The sequence below is a fragment of the Hydrogenophaga sp. GW823-FHT04C09 genome, assembly GCF_058796355.1.
This window is the reverse complement of record NZ_JBXAIO010000003.1, coordinates 122,007-142,626: the sequence shown is the minus strand read 5'-3', so window position 1 is coordinate 142,626 and position 20,620 is coordinate 122,007. Positions and strand designations below refer to the sequence as shown.

The following is a 20,620-nucleotide window of genomic DNA, read 5'->3' as shown; positions in this document are numbered from 1 at the left end:
TTTTACGGAGCCCGAACCATGCAGATCGAAGCCCCTCCCGTCCTGCGAGACACCCCCAAACCCCAAGGCGAACGGCGCGGCCTGGTGCTGGTGCACACCGGCACCGGCAAAGGCAAGAGCACGGCCGCCTTCGGCCTGGCGCTGCGCGCCCATGGCCGGGGCAAGTCGGTCAAGGTCTACCAGTTCATGAAGGTGCCCTCGGCGCGCTTCGGCGAGCACCGGCTGTTCGAACAATTGGGCATTCCCATCGAAGGCCTGGGCGACGGCTTCAGCTGGAAGAGCCGCGACCTGGACCACTCCGCCGAGCTGGCGCGCGAGGGCTGGGCCAAGGCCGAGGCCACCATCCGCGCCGGTGAACACTTCATGGTGGTGCTGGACGAAATCATGTACCCGCTGCGCTACGGCTGGGTGCCGCTGGAGGCCGTGCTGACCTGCCTGCGCGAGCGCCCGCCGCACGTTCACGTGGTGCTCACCGGGCGCGGTGCGCCGGCCGAACTCATCGAGCTGGCCGACACGGTGACCGAGATGACGCTGATCAAGCACCATTTCAAGGCCGGCGTTCCCGCACAGCGAGGCATTGAAGACTGATGGGCGCGATGCCGCCCGTGCCGACGCTGGCGATGCTGGGGCTGCTCGGCGGCATGGCCGTGCCCGCGCTCGCCCAGCACCGCATCGTCACGCTCTCGCCGTCGCTCACCGAGGCCGTGTGCGCGCTCGGCCACTGCACCGAGCTGGTCGGCACCGACCGCTATTCGAGCTGGCCGGGCACGGTGGCGAAGCTGCCCAAGGTCGGCGGCCTGGCCGACGCGCAGATCGAGCACATCGTGGCACTGCGGCCCGACATGGTGCTGCTCGGGCCGCGCAGCCGCGCCGGTGAGCGCCTGACCGAACTCGGCGTGCCGGTGCAGACCTTCGACGCGCGCACCCACGCCGACCTCAAACGCATGCTGCTCGCGCTCGGCCAGTCGCTGGGCGAGACGGCGCGCGCCCACGAACTCGTGCGGCGCATCGACCAGGAACTCGAGGCCGCCGCGCGCCGCGTGCCGGCTTCCCTGCGCGGTCGCACGGTGTACGTGGAGGTCGGCATCGGCCCCACCGCCGCCAGCGCCAAGAGCTTCATCGGCGAAACCGTCGCGCGGCTCGGCCTGGTCAACATCGTGAGCGGCGACGCCGGCCTGTTCCCGCGCGTCAACCCCGAGATGGTGGTGCGCCGCTCGCCCGATCTGATCATCGGCCCCCAGTCCACGCTCTCGGGCATGGCCGAGCGCCCCGGCTGGGCCGGCCTGCAGGCGCTGCGCCGCCAGCAGGTCTGCCAGCTCGACGCCGACCGCATGGACCTGCTCTCGCGCCCCGGCCCCCGGTTGGGCGAGGCCGCGCAGATGCTGGTCGATTGCCTGCTCGCCTTGCCCACCCTTCGCCCCTGAATAGGAGACCCCTGATGCAAACCCGCAAGATCCCCGCCACCATCGTCACCGGCTTCCTCGGTGCCGGCAAGACCACGCTGCTGCGCCACCTGCTCACGAACGCGCAGGGCCGGCGCATCGCCGTCATCGTCAACGAGTTCGGCGAACTCGGCATCGACGGCGAGCTGCTGCGCGGCTGCGGCATCGGCTGCGACGAGAACGGCGAAGAGAACGGCCAGCTGTTCGAGCTGGCCAACGGCTGCCTGTGCTGCACCGTGCAGGAAGAGTTCGCGCCTGTGATGGAGCAGCTCGCCGCGCGGCGCGACCAGATCGACCACCTCGTCATCGAAACCTCCGGCCTGGCCCTGCCCAAGCCGCTGGTGCAGGCCTTCCAGTGGCCCGCGCTGCGCAACGCCTTCACGGTGGACGCCGTGGTGACCGTGGTGGACGCCCCGGCCGTGGCCGCCGGCCGCTTCGCCGAAGACCCGGTGGCGGTGGACGCGCAACGCCGTGCCGACGAGAACCTGGACCACGACTCGCCGCTGGCCGAGCTGTTCGAGGACCAGCTCGCCACCGCCGACCTGGTGGTGGTGCACAAGACCGACGGCCTGGATGCCGCCACGCTGGCCGAGGTGGAGGCCATCATCCGCGCCGAAACCCCCGCCGGTGTGAAGCTGGTGCACGCGCAGCACGGCAAGCTGGACCTGGGCGTGCTGCTCGGTCTGGAGCGCGCGGTGGAAGACGTGATCGACCAGCGCAAGACCCACCACGACGAGGAAGAGGACCACGACCACGACGAGTTCGATTCGGTCTCGCTCACGCTGGACGTGCCCGACCGCCAGCGCCTGCTGGACGCGCTCGTGGCCCTGGTGCAGCGCCACGAGATCTACCGCGTCAAGGGCTTCGTGGCCTTGCCCGATGCGGCCATGCGCCTGGTGGTGCAGGGCGTGGGCCAGCGTTTCGACAGCCACTTCGACCGCCCCTGGCGCGCCGACGAAGCGCGCGCGACGCGGCTGGTGTTCATCGGCGACCACCTCGACCGCGACACGCTGCAGAGCGAACTCCAGTCGGCCCTGAGCGCCGACACCAGCCTGGCCTGACATGCACCTGTTGTCCACGCGCCCGGGCGGCCATGTCGAAGACGGCGGGCAGGGCATCGTGCGCGTGGAACAGACCCCCGGCGACATCGTGGTGCTCAGCGCGGCCGACACCACGCTCTCGCTGCTGGCCGACGCGGCCGCCGGCCTGGGCGACGACTTCCCCAGCGTGCGGCTCTGCAACCTGATGTGGCTGCGCCAGCCCGCGTCCACCGACATGTACGTGGACGACGTGCTGCGCCACGCGCGCGTGGTCGTCATCGACCACCTGGGCGCACCGAGCGACTGGGCCTATGTGGTGGAGCAGGCGGTCTCGCTGGCGGCGAAACACGGCCAGTGGCTGGCCCTGTTCTCGGGCGACAACGCGCAGGACCCGCAACTGCTGATGCGCAGCACCGCCGCGCCCGAGGACTGCGACCGGCTCTGGCGCTGCCTGCGCGAAGGCGGGCGCGACAACGCGCTGGCCTTCTTCTCGCTCATCGGCCACGCGGCCTTCGGCCGGGGTCCCCGGCCGCCGCCGCCCCGGCCCCTGCCGCCGGTGATGCCCTACACGCCGCAGGCCGCCGCGCCCTGGCGCGCGGGCGCGCCGGTGGCGCTGCTGGTGTTCTACCGCGCGCACCTGCAGGCCGGCAACACGGCCGTGTTCGACGCCGTGCTCGCCGCCCTGGCCGAGGAAGGGCTCAACGCCCTCGCGGTGGCCGTGGACTCGCTGAAGAACCCGGACAGCCTGGCCACGCTGCAGGCCCTGGCCGCCGAGCGCGGCGTGGGTGTGGTGCTCAACGCCACCAGTTTCGCGGTGGCCTCGCTCGACGGTGAGAGCACCGAGGCGGTGGCGCTGGCCGGCGACGCCCCGGTGCTGCAGCTCATCACCGCCGGTTGCTCGCAGGAACAATGGCAGGCCGACCCGCACGGCCTGGCGCCACGCGACCTCGCCATGCAGGTGGTGCTGCCCGAGGTGGACGGCCGCATCGGCACGCGCGCCATCAGCTTCAAGGGCCTGGCCTGGCGCTGCGAGCGCACCGAGGTGGACGTGGTGCGCTACCAGCCCGAGCCCGAGCGCATCCGCTTCGTGGCCGAACTCGCGCGCCGCTGGTGCGCGCTGCGCGACAAGCCCCATGCCGACAAGCGCCTCGCGCTCATCCTCGCCAACTACCCCAACGACGACGCGCGGCTGGCCAACGGCGTGGGCCTGGACACGCCGGCTTCCACCGCGCTCATCCTGCGCGCCCTGCGCGACGCGGGGTACGCCACCGGCGAACTGCCCGAGGACGGCGACGCGCTCATGGCGCGGCTGGTGCAGGGCGTCACCAACGACACCGACGCCAACCACCACCGGCCGGCCGGCCAGAGCCTGGCCATGGCCGACTACCTGCGCGACTTCCAGACCTTGCCGCCCGAAAGCCAGGCCGCGGTGAACGCGCTCTGGGGCGCGCCCGAGCAGGACCCGATGCAACGCGGCGGCCGCTTCATGGTGCCCGGCCTGCGCCTGGGTCAGGTCTTCGTGGGCATCCAGCCCGCGCGCGGGCGCGACCTCGATCTCGTGGCCAGCTACCACGACGCCGACCTCGTGCCCACGCACGGCTACCTCGCCTTCTATTTCTGGCTGCGGCGCGCCTTCGCGGTGGACGCCGTGGTGCACGTGGGCAAACACGGCAACCTCGAGTGGCTGCCCGGCAAGAGCGTCGCCCTGGGCGCGGCCTGCTGGCCCGATGCCCTGCTGGGGCCGCTGCCGCACCTGTACCCCTTCATCGTCAACGACCCGGGCGAGGGCAGCCAGGCCAAGCGCCGCACGCAGGCGGTCATCATCGACCACCTCATGCCCGCGCTCACGCGCGCCGAGACCTACGGACCGCTGCAGGAACTCGAGCGCCAGATGGACGAGTTCTACGAGGCGCTCTCGCTCGACCCGCGCCGCGCCAGGCTGCTGCGCGAGGGCATCCTGGCGCAGGTGCTGAAGCACCAGCTGCACCGCGAGCTGGGCTTCCAGCCGCCGGCCGACGAGGCGCAGCGCGAACAGCTGCTCGCGAAGCTCGACGCCTACCTGTGCGAGATCAAGGAATCGCAGATCCGCGACGGCCTGCACATCCTCGGCCAGTCGCCGCAGGGCCGCCAGCGCACCGACACCCTGGTGGCGCTCGCGCGTTTCCCCGGCGGCCAGGCGGCAGGGCAGGGCAGCCTGCTGGTGGCGCTGGCGAACGACCTGGGCCTGGACGGCTTCGACCCGCTCAGCCCTGAATGGGCCGAGGCATGGGCCGGCCCCCGCCCCGAGGCGCTGCAAAGCCTGAGCGACGAGCCCTGGCGGCACGCCGGCCACACGCGCGAGCGGCTGGAGCTGCTGGCCGCCGCGCTGGTGGACCAGCACCTGGGTGCGGACGAAGCCCCACTCGATGCGCAGGCCTGGCCCCACACCGCCCCGGTGATCCAGCGCCTGAGGCAGACGCTCGCGCCCCGGCTCGACGCCTGCGGCCCGAACGAGATCGGCCAGCTGATGCGCGGCCTCGCGGGCCGGTTCGTGCCCGCCGGCCCGAGCGGCGCGCCCTCGCGCGGCCGGCCCGACGTGCTGCCCACCGGGCGCAACTTCTATTCGGTGGACACGCGCGCCGTGCCCACGCCCACGGCCTACGCCATGGGCGCGCTCGCGGCCGACCGCGTGATCGAGCGCCACCTGCAGGACCACGGCAGCTTCCCCACGGCGGTCGGCCTGTCGGTGTGGGGCACCAGCACCATGCGCACCGGCGGCGAGGACATCGGCCAGGCCTTCGCGCTGCTCGGTGTGCGGCCCAAGTGGGCGCCCGGCAGCAACCGGGTGGTGGACATCGAGGTGCTGCCCATGGCCATCAAGAACCGGCCGCGCATCGACGTGACGCTGCGCGTCTCCGGCTTCTTCCGCGACGCTTTTCCCAACGTGATCGACCTGTTCGACACGGCGGTGCGCGCCGTTGCCGCGATCCCGGAAGACGACGAGCCGGACGAGGTGAACCCCATCCGCGCGCGGGTGCGGCGCGAGGCCGCCGAAGCGGTGGCGGCCGGCGCGGCGGACGAGGACGCGCAGCGTCGGGCCACCTGGCGCGTGTTCGGCCCGCGCCCCGGCGGCTACGGCGCCGGGCTGCAGGAGCTGATCGACAGCCGGCGCTGGAGCGACAACGCCGACCTCGCGCAGGCCTACCTGCGCGCCGGCGCCTTCGCCTACGGGCAGGACGGGCACGGCACGGCCGCGCGCGACGCCTTCGAGCAGCGCCTGGCGCGCGTGGACGCGGTACTGCACAACCAGGACAACCGCGAGCACGACATCCTCGACTCGGACGACTACTACCAGTTCCAGGGCGGCATGGCCTCGGCCGTGCAGCACCTGGCCGGCGCCCCCGCCGCGCTGTACCACGGCGACTTCAGCACGCCCGGCGCGCCGCGCGTGCGCACGCTCGGCGAGGAAGTGGCCCGCGTGGTGCGCGCGCGCGCCGTCAACCCCAAGTGGATCGACGGCGTGAAGCGCCACGGCTACAAGGGCGCGTTCGAGATCGCCGCCACCGTGGACTACCTGTTCGCCTTCGACGCCACCACCGGCGTGGTCGGCGACCACCAGTACGCGCTGGTGGCCGAGGCCTACCTGCACGACGACGCCACGCGCGCCTTCCTGCAGCAACACAACCCGCTGGCCCTGCGCGGCATCGGCGAGCGCCTGCTCGAAGCCATGCAGCGCGGCCTGTGGGCCGAGCCGGGCGAGCACCGCGAACGCATCGAACAGCACCTGCTGGCGCTGGAACAGACGCTGGAAGACCAAGGACCCTGAGCATGATGAACACCGCCGTTCCCGAACTGCAGGCCGCGTCCCCGGCGGCCTTTCCCTTCACCGCCCTGGTGGGGCATGGCGACCTGCAGCGCGCGCTGCTGCTGGCCGCCATCGACCCCGGCATGGGCGGGGTGCTCATCAGCGGCCCGCGCGGCACGGCCAAGTCCACCTCGGCGCGCGCGCTGGCCGCGCTGCTGCCGCAGGCGCCCTTCGTCACGCTGCCGCTGGCCGCCAGCCTGGAACAGCTGGTGGGCACGCTCAACCTCGAAGACGTGCTGCGCGACGGCCAGGTGCGCCTGGCGCCCGGCCTGGTGGCGCGCGCGCACGGCGGCGTGCTGTACGTCGATGAAGTCAACCTGCTGCCCGATGCGCTGGTGGACGCGCTGCTCGACGTGGCCGCCAGCGGCGTGAACACCGTCGAGCGCGACGGCGTCTCGCGCCAGCACGCCGCGCAATTCGTGCTGGTGGGCACCATGAACCCGGAAGAGGGCGAGCTGCGCCCGCAACTGCTGGACCGCTTCGGCCTCTCGGTGTCGCTCACCAACCCGGACGATGCCGCGCAGCGCCAGGCCATCGTGCGCGCGCGCCTGGCCTTCGATGCCGACCCGCAGGCGCTGCTGGCGCGGCACGCCGAGGCACAGGCGGCACTCGTGGCGCGCCTGGCCAGCGCGCGCGCCGCCCTGAACGGGTTGCCGTGGACCGACGCCGTGGTGCAGCACGCCGCGAACCTCGCGCTGGCCGCCGGTGTCGACGGCATTCGCGCCGACCTCGTCATGCTGCGCGCCGCGCGCGCCCTGGCCGCGCTGGAGCAGCGCGATGCGGTCAGCGTGGACGACGTGGACGCCGTGGCCGAACTCGCACTGGCGCACCGCCGCTCGCCCGACAGCGCCGCCCCGCCGGCCCCTCGCGCATCCAGCCCGCCAGCGGGTGGGCAGGGTGCTGCTCCGTCGAACGGGAGCGCCCCCGAAGGCGACTGGGGCGCGTTGCCGCCGCAGCCCGAGGCCATGGCGCGGGTGAAACACACGGGGGCCTGGCCCCCAAAAAAAGCATGAGCCACCCCGGCCCGCGCGCGCCCACGGCGCCCGACGGTCGGCGGTGGCCCACCCCGAACCTCTCCCCGAAACCGAGCCTGGCCCGGCACGCGGCGCGCCCTGCCGAAACGGCGGGCGCCGGCATTCACTGGTTGCGCACGCTGGTGGCCAAAGGACCGCTGCGCCTGGTGCCCGCGCACCTGCGCCACCAGACCGTGAGCCAGCGCGTGCCCCCGCTGCACCTGATCGCGCTCGACACCTCGGGCTCGATGCGCCGGGGCGGGCGGCTGGCCTGGGCCAAGGGTTTTGCCGCGCGCCTGATCGAGCAGGCCGCGCGCGCGGGCGATCACGTGGCGCTGCTGTGTTTCGGCGGCCAGGGCGTGCAGCTGCTGCTGCCACCCGGCCCGGCCCGTGCGGCCGGCAGCGCGCGCGTGCGGCCGGTGGGCGGGGGCGGCGGCACGCCGCTGTCGGCCTGCCTGCAGGAGGCCGATCGCCTGCTGCGCAAGGCCCAGCGGCAGCGCGGCGCGGCGGGCGGTGATTGCCTGTGGCTGCTCACCGACGGCCGCACGCTCGAACAACCCACGGCCCCGCGCTCGGCGGGCCACATCGTCGTCGTGGATTTCGACGACCCCCTGCGGCCCCTGGGCCGGTGCGCGGCCTGGGCCGGGCGCTGGCACGCCGAACACCGCCTGCCGGCCTGACCACGCTGTTCACACCATGTCCCTGACACCCCTCACCGAAGTGATCGTCTGCACCACCTGCCGCCCACCCGGCGCCTCGCGCGACGAGCCCGCGGCCGGCGCGCTGCTGTTCGAGGCCGTGCAGGCCGCGCAAGGGCGCGACGCCGAGCCCCTGGTGCGGGTGCGTGGCATGGCCTGCCTCAGCAGCTGTTCGCGCGCCTGCTCGGTGGCCTTTCAGGCGCCGGGCAAACACACCTACCTGTTCGGCGATCTGGTGCCCGATGCCGAGACGGCCGAGCACGTGCTCGTCTGCGCCGGCATGCACGCGGCCGCGAGCGACGGCAACCTGCTGCGCAACGAGCGGCCCGCGCGCCTGCGCAGCGGCATCCTCGCGCGCCTGCCGCCCAACCTCATGGTGTCCGACGCATGAGCCCTCGTTTCCTGCCGGAGCGCCGAAAGGCGCGGCGCCCCGGCTTCCTTGTTCGCACGCCTCAACCCTTCTTGAAATGGAGCACCACATGAATGGAACCAGCACCACGGCGCCCTCGGGCGTCACGTCCGCCGTGCGCAGCCTGCTGCTGCAACTGGCCGCCGCCGCCGCCCTCGGGCTGGTGGTTCTCTACGGCGTGGCGTTCGCCGAGAGCCCGGTCGCGCACAACGCGGCGCACGACGTGCGCCACGTGACGGTCAAACCCTGCCACTGAAGGAGCCGCCATCATGATTTTTCAAAGACTGATCTGGGCCAGCCTGGCCGTGGCCTTCGCCGTGGGCGTCGTGCAGACCGGTGTGCAGCAGCTGCAGGCCGTGCCCATCATCCTGGCCGCCGAGGTCTACGAAGACCAGAAGATCGAAGCGCCCGCCACCACCACCGAGGCCGCACCGGCCGGCCACGCCGGTCATGAGGGCCATGCCATGGCCGAGGAAGCCGAAGAGTGGGCCCCGGCCGACGGCTTCGAGCGCACCGCCTGGACCTTCGCCGCCAACGTGCTGCACGCCTTCAGCATGGCGCTGCTGGTGTTCGCCGTGATGGGCGTGGCCCTGTGGCGCGGCACCACGCTGCGCGCGCTGCCACTGGCCCTGGCGACCGCCGCCGCCGGCTGGCTGGTGTTCCACTTCTGGCCCTCGATTGGCCTGCACGCCGAGATCCCCGGCATGGACGCCGCGCGCCTGGGTTCGCGCCAGGGCTGGTGGATCCTGGCCGCCGTGAGCGCGGCACTGGCCTGTGCCTCCGTGGCGGGCCTCAAGAGCCCTCTGCGCTGGCTGCTGGCGGCTGCGCTGCTGGCCTTGCCCTACGTGGTCGGTGCGCCGCACATCACCGCCGACCCGCTGGCCGGTTTCCAGGGCGAAGCCCAGGCCGTGCTGCGCGACCTCGGCACCCAGTTCGTCTGGGCGACCACCTGGGTCTCGCTGACGTTCTGGCTCTGCATGGGCCTGGCCACCGGCCTGGCGTTCCAGCGCTGGGTGCAACCGATCCTGCGCGCCACCTTCGGCGAAGCCGGCAAGCTGCCGCAAGCGGCCTGACAGGGCGGTGGTCTGCCTGCCCGCGAGGACAGGCAGAATACCGCTCCCCTAAGTCGAAAGGACTATGAACATGACGACCATCACCGACACCGCCCCGCCGCAGGCCGCCAGCGCCGCGCAGCCCCTGCATTTCCACGCCAAACCCGCGCCCCAGCCCGCCACCGACGCCGGCACGGACGCCTGGCGCGTGGAAGACGTGCAGGCGCTGTTCGACCTGCCGTTCTCCGATCTGCTGCACCGCGCGCAGACCGTGCACCGCGAACACTTCGACCCCGCCGAGGTCGAGCTCGCGACGCTGCTGTCGGTGAAGACCGGCGGCTGTCCGGAAGACTGCGGTTACTGCCCGCAGTCGGTGCATTTCGACACCGGCCTCACCGCCGGCAAGCTCATGGGCGTGGACGCCGTGCGCGAGGCCGCGCAGCGCGCCAAGCAGGCCGGCGCCACGCGCTTCTGCATGGGCGCGGCCTGGCGCGCGCCGAAAGACCGCGACGTCGATGCCGTGGCCGAACTCGTGCGCACCGTCAAGGCCGAGGGCCTGGAGGCCTGTGCCACGCTGGGCATGCTGTCCGACGGCCATGCCGAGATCCTGCGCGACGCGGGCTTGGACTACTACAACCACAACCTCGACAGCGCGCCCGACTTCTACGGCGAGATCATCACCACGCGCGACTACCAGGACCGCCTGGACACGCTGGCGCGCGTGCGCGGCGCGGGCGTGAAGGTCTGCTGCGGCGGCATCGTGGGCATGGGCGAGTCGCGCCTGCAGCGCGCCGCGCTGGTGGCCCAGCTCGCCAACCTCGCGCCCGACTACCCCGAGTCGGTGCCGATCAACCACCTCGTGAAAGTGCAGGGCACGCCGCTGGCCGATCAGCCCGACCTGGACCCGCTGGAATTCGTACGCACCATCGCGGTGGCGCGCATCACCATGCCGCGCGCGCGGGTGCGCCTGTCGGCCGGGCGCCAGCAGATGAGCGAGGCGGTGCAGGCCCTGTGTTTCCTGGCCGGCGCCAACTCCATCTTCTACGGCGAGAAGCTGCTCACCACCGGCAACCCCGACGTGGCGGCCGACATGGGCCTGCTGGCCAAGCTGGGCCTGCGGCCGCGCCACGTGTCGGCCGACTGAAGCCACCGCGCATGCCCTCGCTCAACGAGACCTGGCGCCAACGCAGCCTCGCGGCGGTGTGGCACCCCTGCACCCAGATGAAGCTGCACGCGCCCGAGGGCGCGGCCTTGCCGCTGGTGCCGGTGGCGCGGGCCGAAGGGGTCTGGCTGCACGACCACGAGGGCCGGCGCTACCTGGACGCGATCAGCTCCTGGTGGGTCAACCTGTTCGGGCACAACCACCCGGCCATCCGCGCGGCGCTGGTGGATCAGTTGAATCGGCTGGACCATGTGATGCTGGCCGGCTTCACCCACGCGCCGGTGGTGGAGCTGTCCGAGCGCCTGTCCTCGGCCACCGGGCTGGGCCACGCCTTCTACGGCAGCGACGGCGCCAGCGCCACCGAGATCGCGCTCAAGATGAGCGCGCACCACTGGCGCAACGCGGGGCGGCCCGGCAAGAGCCGCTTCGTCGGGCTGGCGGGCGGTTACCACGGCGAGACCGTGGGCGCGCTGGCCGTGACCGACATCGCGCTCTTTCGCGAGGCCTATGCGCCGCTGGTGCGCCTGGCGGCCACGGTGCCCAGCCCCGATGCCCGCGCGGCGGCACCCGGCGAGTCCGCCGCCGAGGTGGCCGAGCGCGCCGCCAAGGCGCTGGCCGACTGGCTGGCCGAACACCATGAGGACACGGCGGCGCTGATCGTCGAGCCGCTGATCCAGTGCGCCGCCGGCATGGCGATGCACGATCCCCACTACCTGCGGCGCGCGCGCGAGCTGTGCGACCGCTACGAGGTGCACCTGGTGCTGGACGAGATCGCCGTCGGCTTCGGCCGCACCGGCACGCTGTTCGCGCACCAGCAGGCCGGCATCCGGGCCGACTTCCTGTGCCTCTCCAAAGGACTGACCGGGGGCACGCTGCCGCTGTCGGTGGTGCTCACCACCGACGAGGTCTACGCCGCCTTCTACGACGACCAGGTCGCGCGCGGTTTCCTGCACTCGCACAGCTACACCGGCAACCCGCTGGCCTGCCGCGCCGCGCTGGCCACGCTCGACCTGTTCGAACAGACCGACGCGCTGCGGCGCAACGTGACCACCGCCGAGCGGCTGGCCGCGCAGTTCGCGCCCCTCTCGGCGCACCCGCGCGTGCGCCACGCGCGCCGCCAGGGCATGGTCTTCGCGTGGGACGTGGCCAGCAGCCTGCCCGACTTCGGCCGCCGCTACGCCCGCCACGCGCTGGACCGGGGGCTGGTGCTGCGGCCCATCGGCTCCACGCTGTACGCCATGCCGCCCTACGTGATCGACGAAGCCGAAGGCGACTGGCTGGCGCGGGGCGCGCTGGCCGCGTTGGAAGCCACGCTGGCGGAAGAGGCAACCGGCGCAAGCCTCGCTGGCATCGCGGAGGTGCGCGATGGCGTTTGACGGCTGCTTCGTCACCGGCACCGACACCGGCGTGGGCAAGACCCTGGTCAGCGCGGCCCTGCTGCACACGCTCGCGCGGCACCACCGCCGCGTGGTCGGCATGAAGCCGGTGGCGGCGGGCCTGATCGAGCACCAGGGGCAATGGGTCAGTGAAGACGTGCTGGCCTTGCGCGCGGCGTCCACGGTGGTGGTGCCAGCCGAACTCGACAACCCGGTGGCCCTGCCCGATGCCATCGCGCCCCACCTCGCGGCCGAGCGCGCGGGCCGCACCGTGACCGTGGCCGAACTGCTGGCCGCGCACCGCGCGCTGCGTGCGCAGGCCGACGTGGTGGTGGTCGAAGGCGCGGGCGGCTGGCGCGTGCCGGTCAACGACGACGAAACCCTGGCCGACCTCGCGCGCGCGATCGGCGCGCCGGTGGTGCTCGTGGTGGGCCTGCGCCTGGGCTGCCTGAACCACGCGCTGCTCACGGCCGAGGCGATCCGCGCCGACGGCCTCACGCTGGCAGGCTGGGTGGCCAACGCCATCGACCCCGACATGCCTTGCCGCGAAGAGAACATCGACACGCTGCGCCGCTGGCTGCCGGCACCGCTGCTGGGCCGCGTGCCCTGGCAGGCCGCCGCCCCGAAGGCCCATGACATTGCGCTGGAGCTGCCCCATGACCTGGTTGGATGAATTCGATGAGCGCCTGGCCGCGCTGGACGCGCAGTCGCTGCGCCGCCGCCGCCGCGAGGTGGTGCCGGCGCAGGGCGCGCGGTTGTGTGTCGACGGGGAGTCGCTGCTGGCCTTCTGCAGCAACGACTACCTCGGCCTGGCGCAGGACCCGCTGTTGCGCGAAGCGGTGCACGCCGCCGTGGACCGCTACGGCGTGGGGTCCGGCGCCTCGCCCATGGTCAGCGGCCACAGCGCGGCCAACGCGGCGCTGGAGCGCGAGCTCGCCCAGGCCGTGGGCCTGCCGCGCGCGCTCTATTTCTACGCGGGCTACGCCACCAACGCCAGCATCGTGCCGGCCCTGGTGGGCGAGGGCGATGCGCTGTTCTCCGACGCGCTGAACCACGCCTGCCTGATCGACGGCGCGCGCCTCTCGCGCGCCACGGTGCACCGCTACCCCCATGCCGACCTGGCGCGGCTCGACGCGCTGCTGGCGGCCAGCCCGGCGCGGCGCAAGCTGGTGATCAGCGACGCGGTGTTCAGCATGGACGGCGACGTCGCCGACATCGCGGCGCTGCACGCGCTGTGCGAACGGCACGACGCCTTGCTGCTGCTGGACGACGCGCACGGCTTCGGCGTGCTCGGGCCGCAGGGGCGCGGCGCCCTGGCCGCCGCCGGCCTGACCGGCCCGCAGGCCTCGCCGCGCGTGCTCTACATGGCCACGCTGGGCAAGGCCCTGGGCGTGGCCGGCGCCTTCGTGGCCGGCCCCGATCGCCTGGTGGAGTGGCTGCTGCAGAAAACCCGCAGCTACACCTACGCCACGGCCGCGCCCGCGCTGCTGGCCGAGGCGGTGCGCGCCGGCCTGCGCTGCGTGCTCGGCCCCGATGGCGACCGCCGCCGGCGGCATCTGCAGGCGCGCATCGCGCAACTGCGCGAAGGCCTGGCACCGGGGTCCGATGCCGCGCTCGACGCGGCCGGCTGGACCCTGATGCCCTCGGCCACCGCGATCCAGCCGCTGGTGATCGGCGACAACGCCGCCGCGCTGGCCGTGATGGCCGTGCTGCGCGAACAAGGGCTGTGGGTGCCCGCGATCCGCCCGCCCACCGTGCCGGCGGGCACCGCGAGGTTGCGCATCGCGCTCTCGGCCGCGCACCAGCCGGCGGACATTGACGCGCTGCTGCGCGCCCTGCGGATCGCCGCCGCCACCACGGTGGCGCTGCCGGCATGAGCTTCCCGATGGACCTCCCTCCTTGTCTGGCCCCGGCGTCCATTCTGGTGGCCCTGCTGGTGGACCGTTGCTGGGGCGAGCCGCCCGCGCGCTGGCACCCGGTGGTGGGGATGGGGCGCTACCTCGGGGCGCTGGGCCCGCGCATCGCGCCGGCCTGGGGCGCGCCCGCCGGCACGGTGCGGCCATTCGTGCTCGGGGCCTTGGCCTGGATGGCCGGAGCGCTGCTGGTGGTCGCCATCGCCTTCGCGCTGATGCGGTTGGTGAGCGGTGGGCCGGTGTGGTTGCAAGTCCTCGTCACGGGTCTGCTGCTCAAGCCCCTGCTGGCGTGGCGCATGCTGCGTCAGGAAGTGGTCGCGGTCGAGGCGGCGCTGGGCGAGTCCCTGGTGGCCGGGCGCGAGCGCCTGGGCTGGCTGGTGAGCCGCGACGTGGCCGCGCTGGACGAGGCGCAGGTGCGCGAGAGCGCCATCGAATCGCTGGCTGAAAACCTCAACGACTCGGTGGTGGCGCCGCTGTTCTGGTTCGCCATCGCCGGCCTGCCGGGCGCGGCGCTCTACCGCTTCGCCAACACCGCCGACGCCATGTGGGGCTACCGGGGTGAGCGCCAGGGCCGCGACTGGACCTGGGCCGGCAAATGGGCGGCGCGCGCCGACGACGTGCTCTCGTGGTTGCCCGCGCGCCTCACCGGGGTCCTGCTGGGCTTTCTGGGCGCTTTCCGGGGCTGGCGCGCGCTGCCGGCGCAGGCGCGCCGCACACCGTCGCCCAACAGCGGCTGGCCCATGGCCGCGATGGCGCTCGCGCTGAATGTGCGCCTGGGCAAACCGGGTGTCTATGCGTTGAACGCCGAGGGTCGCAGCCCTGAGGCCACCGATACCGCGCGGGCCCTGCAACTGGCGGGCGGGGTGGTACAAGCCTTGGCGGGCGGGGCCGTGTTGTGGGCCGCGTTCGCCTGGGGGAACACCGCATGACGCACGCACAGTCGACTTTCCACGGAGGCCCCGACGCGCTGGGCGTGCCGACCTGGGACTTCTCCACCAACGCCAACGCCTGCGGGCCCTGTCCTCCCGCGCAGGCCAAGGTGCTGCGGGCCGATGCGCGGCACTACCCCGACCCGGCCTACACCGCCTTGCGCGCATCGCTCGCGGCCTTCCACGCGGTGGCGGTCGAGCGCATCGTGATCGCCGGCAGCGCCAGCGAATTCATCGGCCGCATCACCGCCTGGGCGGCGCGCGAAGGCGGCCGGCGCGTCTGGCTGCCCGCGCTGGCCTACGGCGATTACGCCCGCGCGGCCAGTGCCTGGCGGCTGGAGCGCACGCCGGACCCGGCCCAGGCCGATCTGGCCTGGCTGTGCGAGCCGGCCAGCCCGCTGGGCCAGGCCGAGCCCCGGGCGCGCGCCGTGGCCGCGTCGGGCGCTGCCACGGTCGTGCTGGACCGCGCCTACGAACCCCTGCGCCTGAGCGGGCAGGGCAGCCTCGACCCGGAGGTCCTGGACCGGGTCTGGCAGCTCTGGACCCCCAACAAGGCGCTGGGCCTCACGGGCGTGCGCGGCAGCTACGCCATCGCCCCGGTGGGCGGGGAAAGCAGGGCGCGCGCGCTCGATCGGCTCGCGCCTTCGTGGCCGCTCGGCGCGCACGCCGTGGCCCTGCTCGAGGCCTGGACATCGCCCGACGCGCAGGCCTGGGTGGCGCAGACCCGGCCCACGCTGGCCCGTTGGACGGGCGACCTGCGGGCCTTGCTGGCCGGCCTGGGGTGGGCCGTGCAAGCCAGCGACGCACCTTATTTCTGTGCCACGCCACCGCAGGCACTGGACGCACCGGCCCTGCGCTCGCAAGGCATCAAGCTGCGCGACGCCAGCTCGTTCGGCCTGCCCGGCCAATGGCGCCTGAGTGCCCAGCCACCCGAGGCGCAGGCGGCCTTGCGCGCGGCCCTGGCGGCGCAAGAGGAGCGCGTGGCATGACGGCGCGTTGCGTGATGGTGCTGGGCACGACCAGCGGCGCGGGTAAGAGCTGGCTCACCACGGCGCTGTGCCGGCACTACGCGCGTATGGGGCTCAAGGTCGCTCCGTTCAAGGCGCAGAACATGAGCAACAACGCCCGGGTGGTTGAAGGCGGGGAGATCGGTTCAGCGCAGTACTTCCAGTCGCTCGCCGCGCGCGCCGAGCCCGAGGTGCGCATGAACCCGCTGCTGCTCAAGCCCGAAGCCGACACGCGCAGCCAGGTGGTGCTGATGGGGCAGGTGAACGAAGCCCTGTCCGGCATGCCCTGGCGCGGGCGCAGCCTGCACGTGTGGCCGCAGATCGCCGCCGCGCTCGATGAGCTGCGCGAGGAGAACGACGTGGTGGTGATCGAAGGCGCGGGCTCGCCGGCCGAGATCAACCTGCACGCCAGCGACATCGTGAACATGCGCGTGGCCCTGCACGCGCAGGCGCGCTGCCTGCTCGTGACCGACATCGACCGGGGCGGCGCCTTCGCCCACCTCTACGGCACCTGGGCCTTGCTGCCGCCCGAGGAGCGCGCGCTCATCCACGGCTTCGTGCTCAACAAGTTCCGCGGCGACGCCAGCCTGCTCGCTCCCGCGCCGCAACAGCTGCAGGAGCTCACCGGCGTGCCCACGGTGGCGGTGCTGCCCATGTGGTGGCAGCACGGCCTGCCGGAGGAAGACGGTGTGTTCGACGACCGCACGCGCGCCTCGGGCGCCGTGAGCCGGACCGTGGCGGTGATCGCCTACCCGCGCATCAGCAACCTCGACGAATTCCAGCCGCTCAAGAACGTGCCCGGCGTGCGGCTGGTGTGGGCGCGCGCGCCGGCCGATTGCGCCGGGGCCGACTGGATCGTGCTGCCGGGCAGCAAGGCCACCGCATCCGATCTCGCGTGGCTGCGGTCGCAGGGGCTGGACCGCGCCATTGCCGCGCATGCCGCGCAGGGCGGGGCGGTGCTGGGCGTGTGCGGCGGTTTGCAGATGCTGGGCGAGGCGCTGATCGACACGCACGGCATCGACGGCAACGCACCCGGCCTGGGCCTGCTGCCGCTGGTGACGCAGTTCGAGCCGCAGAAGACCGTGCGCCACACCCGGACCCGCTTCGGCCGCCTCACCGGCGCGTGGGCCGCGCTCTCGGGCGTGGACGCGGCGGGTTACGAGATCCACCACGGCCAGACGCTGCCGCACGCGGCCATGGCCGCCGCCGGCGACCTGGCGCGCGAAGCGCTGCCCGCTGGCCTGGGCTGGCAGAACGCGCAGGGCAACGTGCTCGGCGTCTACCTGCACGGCCTGTTCGAAGACCCGCGCGTGCTGCACGCGCTGTTTGGCGCCACCGCGCCCACGCTGGAGACCGTGTTCGACGGCCTAGCCGATTTCCTTGCCACCCACATCGAGCCTCGCGTGCTCGACCAACTCATCGGGAACTGACATGAACCCCCTCACCGACATCACCCAACCCGACCTCGCCCTAGCGCTGCAGCGCGCGCTGGACAACAAGACCAAGCCCATGGGCTCGCTGGGCCGCCTCGAAGCCCTGGCGCAGCGCATCGGCCTGATCCTCGGCACCGAGCGGCCCGAGCTGCGCGCGCCGCAGATGCTGGTGTGCGCGGCCGACCACGGCCTGGCCGCGCGCGGCGTCTCGGCTTTTCCGAGCGACGTGACCTGGCAGATGGTGGAGAACTTCCTGGCCGGTGGCGCGGCGGTGAGCGTGCTCGCGCGCCAGCACGGCATCGGCCTGAACGTGGTGGACTGCGGCGTGCGGCACGACTTCGCGGCGCGCGAGGGTCTGTTCATCCGCAAGGTCGCGCCCGGCACGGCCGACGCGCTCGAAGGCCCGGCCATGAGCGCGGCCCAATGCGCGCAAGCCATCGAGAACGGGCGCGAGGTGCTGCGCGGCCTGCCGGGCAACGCGCTGCTGCTCGGCGAGATGGGCATCGGCAACACCTCGGCGGCGTCGATGCTGCTCGCGCGCCTGGCCAGGCTGGACGTGGCCGACGTCACCGGCGCGGGCACCGGCCTGGACGCGGCGGCGGTGCAGCGCAAGATCGGCATCCTGCGCGAGGTGCTGGCGCGCCATGCCGAGGCCACCGCGCCGCTGGACGCGCTGGCCGCCTTCGGCGGTTTCGAGATCGCCACGCTCACCGGCGCGGTGCTGCAGGCGGCCGAAGAACGGCGCGTGATCCTGGTCGACGGTTTCATCGCCACCGCCGCCGTGCTGGTGGCCGCGCACCTGCAGCCGAACGTGCTGCAGCGCTGCGTGTTCGCGCACTGCTCGGGCGAGCGCGGCCACGCGCTGATGCTCGCGCACCTCAAGGCCGTGCCGCTGCTCGACCTGGGCCTGCGCCTGGGCGAAGGCTCGGGCGCCGCGCTGGCCTGGCCGCTGCTCGTGAGCGCCTGCGCGCTGCTGCGCGAGATGGCCAGCTTCGAATCGGCCGGCGTCTCGCGCCAGGACGAAACCACGCCCGCGCGCCATTGACATGACCGCTTTCGCGCGCCACTTCCTGCTCGCCTTGCAGTTCTTCACCCGCATCCCGGTCACGGGGCGGCTGGCCGCCTGGGTGGGCTTCAGCCCGGCCATGTTGCGCGCCAGCGCGGCGCATTTCCCCGGCGTGGGCTGGGTGGTGGGCGGGCTCACGGCGGGGGTGCTCTGGGGCCTGCTCGCGCTGCTGCCGCCGGTGCCTGCCGCGCTGTGGGTGGCGGTGGTGCTCAGCACCGTGTTCAGCGTGATGCTCACCGGCGCCTTCCACGAGGACGGCCTGGCGGACCTGGCCGACGGCCTGGGCGGCAGCGCGCAGCGCGAACGCGCGCTGGAGATCATGAAAGACTCGCGCATCGGCAGCTACGGCGCCATCGCGCTGGTGCTGGTGCTGCTCACCAAGGTGGCGCTGCTCGCGCTGCTGGCCCAAGGCAGCGGCTGGCTGGCGGTGGTGGCGCTGTTCGCGGCGCACGTCACCTCGCGCACCATGCCCTTGCTGGTCATCCGAACGCTGCCGCACGTGGGGGACACGCCGCAGTCCAAGAGCAAGCCGCTGGCCGAGAGCCTGTCCAACGCCGGCCTGTTCGCCGGCCTGCTCTGGTGGGCGCTGGCGATGGCGCTGGCGGGGTGGCTGCTGCCGGGCGCGCCCTGGGGGCCTGCCGTGCTGGGGGCCTTGGTCGGCCTGGCCTGGATGTGGCGCCTGCTGCAGCGCCGTTTGCAGGGTTTCACCGGCGACGGCCTGGGCGCCACGCAGCAGGTGTGCGAGTTGCTGTTCTACCTGGGGCTGGCCTTGGCGCTGCCGGTGCTCGCATGAAGCTCTGGCTGCTGCGGCACGCCCCGGTGATGCTGGGCCCGGGGCTGTGCTACGGGTCGAGCGATGTGCCGGCCCATGCCGCGCTCACGCGCGAAGCGGCCATGGCGGTCTCGCCCCTGCTGCCGCCGGGCACGCCGGTGTGGGTGTCGGGCCTGTTGCGCGCGCAGCAGCTCGCGGCCGCGCTGCAGGCCGAGCGCAGCGACCTGGGCGCCGCGCGCATCGACACGCGGCTCAACGAAATGGACTTCGGTGTCTGGGAGCTGCAGCGCTGGGACGCCGTGCCACCCGAGGCCTTCGACGCCTGGATGGCCGACTTCGCGCACCACCGCTTCGGCGGTGTCGAGAGCACGCAGATGCTGCTCTACCGCGTGGCCGCCGCGCTGGGCGAACTGCGACCCGCCACCAGCACCGACGTGCTCTGGATCACGCACGCTGGCGTGATCCGCGCGGTGCGGCACATCCTCGACAGTGGCGGTGTGCACATCCGCGAAGCGGCCGAGTGGCCCAAGGACGCGCCCGAGCCGGGCGGGTGGGTGACGGTCGAGCTCTGAGCGCAGGAGCGCCTACAGCCCGAGCCAGCCCAGCAGCTCGCGCAGCTTCTTCTCGGCGCTGGTGTCGAAGGCCTGGATGCCCACGCTCTTGAGCACGGCCTGGCCGGCCTCGGAGTCGGGCAGGGCGCGCAGGGCCTTCTGCATGGCATCGATCTGGGCCGGGGTGAACTCGCGGTCCACGATCAGCGGAAAGTAGGGCTGCGACACGCTGGTGTGCAGCACGCGGTGGCCCGTCTTGTCCAGCGACTTGGCCACGCCCGAGTACGAGGCCACGCCGCCCACGTCGGCGAACTTGTTGGTGAGGTAGAACGGCACCGCGCCCTGTTCGCGCACGCGCTGCACGTTCTCCTTGGCGATGTCGATGCCCGCGTCGCGCAGGGCCGAGGCGCAGAACTTGGCCATGTAGGCCGCCGGCTCGGGCAGCACCAGGCGCTTGCCCTTGATGTCCGCCACCGTCTTGTAGGCCGACTCCTTGGGCACGACGATCAGGCACTGCCCATCGGGCTTGGCCGAGGCCACGTACTGGTAGCCGTAGTCGCGCATGCCACGCGCCGGGAAATCGCTCGGGCGCGCCATCGCCAGGGCGAAGCGCCGCTCCTTCATGCCTTCCTCGAGCGAGGAGAACTCGCGGATGAACACCACGTTCACCTTCTGGTTGATGCTCTTGCCGATGACATCGGCCAGGCCCTGGTACTTGGCGATCACGCGCGCGTGGTCGGTGCCGCCGGACGTGCCTTCGCTGATGGCCAGGATCAGGTCTTTGGCATGGGCCGCTGTGCCCACGCAAAACGACAGGGCCAGCGCGGTGCGCACAAACAATGCTTTCATTCTGATATTCCCCCGGATGGAAGGTTGCCATCCTAGATGCACCAAAGGCGTGCGTCCCGGTGCG

Annotated in this window: 20 protein-coding genes; 19 read left to right on the top strand and 1 reads right to left on the bottom strand. The window is 72.9% G+C overall.

Going from position 1 to position 20,620, the window contains the following annotated elements; genetic code table 11:
• Positions 1-18 precede the first annotated feature (18 nt).
• From cobO to AC1Q9M_RS09645, 19 genes are all read left to right on the top strand, one after another.
• Complete coding sequence (cobO, locus tag AC1Q9M_RS09735; RefSeq protein WP_382325458.1) at positions 19-588, top strand: cob(I)yrinic acid a,c-diamide adenosyltransferase; 570 nt, start codon at positions 19-21, stop codon at positions 586-588.
• Positions 588-1,424 (top strand): ABC transporter substrate-binding protein, encoded by an 837-nt coding sequence (locus AC1Q9M_RS09730; protein WP_492433530.1) that lies wholly within the window; start codon positions 588-590, stop codon positions 1,422-1,424. Before cobO ends, AC1Q9M_RS09730 begins: the two co-directional genes overlap by 1 nt.
• Positions 1,425-1,438: 14 nt before the next feature.
• Positions 1,439-2,503, top strand: a complete 1,065-nt coding sequence (cobW, locus tag AC1Q9M_RS09725) for a cobalamin biosynthesis protein CobW (protein WP_492433528.1) — start codon at positions 1,439-1,441, stop codon at positions 2,501-2,503.
• Between the two features lies 1 nt (position 2,504).
• Positions 2,505-6,287: a cobaltochelatase subunit CobN gene (gene cobN / locus AC1Q9M_RS09720; protein WP_492433526.1), complete on the top strand. Its 3,783-nt coding sequence runs from the start codon at positions 2,505-2,507 to the stop codon at positions 6,285-6,287.
• A 5-nt stretch (positions 6,288-6,292) separates the two neighbouring features.
• Positions 6,293-7,339, top strand: coding sequence for a magnesium chelatase ATPase subunit I (locus AC1Q9M_RS09715; RefSeq protein WP_382325637.1), 1,047 nt, complete (start codon positions 6,293-6,295; stop codon positions 7,337-7,339).
• On the top strand, positions 7,336-8,019 hold the full coding sequence (locus tag AC1Q9M_RS09710) for a vWA domain-containing protein (protein ID WP_492433524.1): 684 nt from the start codon (positions 7,336-7,338) through the stop codon (positions 8,017-8,019). The genes AC1Q9M_RS09715 and AC1Q9M_RS09710 overlap by 4 nt, the downstream gene beginning before the upstream one ends.
• A gap of 16 nt (positions 8,020-8,035) precedes the next feature.
• Positions 8,036-8,428, top strand: a complete 393-nt coding sequence (locus AC1Q9M_RS09705) for a DUF1636 domain-containing protein (RefSeq protein WP_382157054.1) — start codon at positions 8,036-8,038, stop codon at positions 8,426-8,428.
• An 88-nt stretch (positions 8,429-8,516) separates the two neighbouring features.
• Complete coding sequence (locus tag AC1Q9M_RS09700; RefSeq protein ID WP_382157056.1) at positions 8,517-8,702, top strand: CbtB domain-containing protein; 186 nt, start codon at positions 8,517-8,519, stop codon at positions 8,700-8,702.
• 13 nt (positions 8,703-8,715) lie between these two features.
• Positions 8,716-9,519 (top strand): CbtA family protein, encoded by an 804-nt coding sequence (locus tag AC1Q9M_RS09695; protein ID WP_492433521.1) that lies wholly within the window; start codon positions 8,716-8,718, stop codon positions 9,517-9,519.
• A 70-nt stretch (positions 9,520-9,589) separates the two neighbouring features.
• On the top strand, positions 9,590-10,642 hold the full coding sequence (gene bioB / locus AC1Q9M_RS09690) for a biotin synthase BioB (RefSeq protein WP_444686810.1): 1,053 nt from the start codon (positions 9,590-9,592) through the stop codon (positions 10,640-10,642).
• An 11-nt stretch (positions 10,643-10,653) separates the two neighbouring features.
• Positions 10,654-12,036, top strand: a complete 1,383-nt coding sequence (gene bioA, locus AC1Q9M_RS09685; protein ID WP_492433519.1) for an adenosylmethionine--8-amino-7-oxononanoate transaminase — start codon at positions 10,654-10,656, stop codon at positions 12,034-12,036.
• On the top strand, positions 12,026-12,709 hold the full coding sequence (bioD, locus tag AC1Q9M_RS09680) for a dethiobiotin synthase (protein ID WP_492433517.1): 684 nt from the start codon (positions 12,026-12,028) through the stop codon (positions 12,707-12,709). Before bioA ends, bioD begins: the two co-directional genes overlap by 11 nt.
• Positions 12,693-13,913: an aminotransferase class I/II-fold pyridoxal phosphate-dependent enzyme gene (locus AC1Q9M_RS09675; protein ID WP_492433515.1), complete on the top strand. Its 1,221-nt coding sequence runs from the start codon at positions 12,693-12,695 to the stop codon at positions 13,911-13,913. Before bioD ends, AC1Q9M_RS09675 begins: the two co-directional genes overlap by 17 nt.
• On the top strand, positions 13,910-14,878 hold the full coding sequence (cbiB, locus tag AC1Q9M_RS09670) for an adenosylcobinamide-phosphate synthase CbiB (protein WP_382325442.1): 969 nt from the start codon (positions 13,910-13,912) through the stop codon (positions 14,876-14,878). Before AC1Q9M_RS09675 ends, cbiB begins: the two co-directional genes overlap by 4 nt.
• Positions 14,875-15,867, top strand: coding sequence for an aminotransferase class I/II-fold pyridoxal phosphate-dependent enzyme (locus AC1Q9M_RS09665; protein ID WP_382157070.1), 993 nt, complete (start codon positions 14,875-14,877; stop codon positions 15,865-15,867). The genes cbiB and AC1Q9M_RS09665 overlap by 4 nt, the downstream gene beginning before the upstream one ends.
• A complete protein-coding gene (locus AC1Q9M_RS09660; protein WP_382325440.1) occupies positions 15,864-17,315 on the top strand; it encodes a cobyric acid synthase in 1,452 nt (483 codons plus the stop codon). The genes AC1Q9M_RS09665 and AC1Q9M_RS09660 overlap by 4 nt, the downstream gene beginning before the upstream one ends.
• Position 17,316: 1 nt before the next feature.
• Positions 17,317-18,363 carry a nicotinate-nucleotide--dimethylbenzimidazole phosphoribosyltransferase gene (gene cobT, locus AC1Q9M_RS09655; protein ID WP_382325438.1) on the top strand — a complete coding sequence of 349 codons (1,047 nt, stop codon included), beginning with the start codon at positions 17,317-17,319 and terminating at the stop codon, positions 18,361-18,363.
• Position 18,364: 1 nt separating this feature from the next.
• Positions 18,365-19,177, top strand: a complete 813-nt coding sequence (locus tag AC1Q9M_RS09650; RefSeq protein ID WP_382325436.1) for an adenosylcobinamide-GDP ribazoletransferase — start codon at positions 18,365-18,367, stop codon at positions 19,175-19,177.
• On the top strand, positions 19,174-19,728 hold the full coding sequence (locus AC1Q9M_RS09645) for a histidine phosphatase family protein (protein WP_382325434.1): 555 nt from the start codon (positions 19,174-19,176) through the stop codon (positions 19,726-19,728). Before AC1Q9M_RS09650 ends, AC1Q9M_RS09645 begins: the two co-directional genes overlap by 4 nt.
• A gap of 12 nt (positions 19,729-19,740) precedes the next feature.
• Here AC1Q9M_RS09645 and AC1Q9M_RS09640 read toward each other — a convergent pair whose 3' ends face one another.
• Positions 19,741-20,556, bottom strand: a complete 816-nt coding sequence (locus tag AC1Q9M_RS09640; protein ID WP_382325426.1) for a phosphate/phosphite/phosphonate ABC transporter substrate-binding protein — start codon at positions 20,554-20,556, stop codon at positions 19,741-19,743.
• Positions 20,557-20,620: the final 64 nt, after the last annotated feature.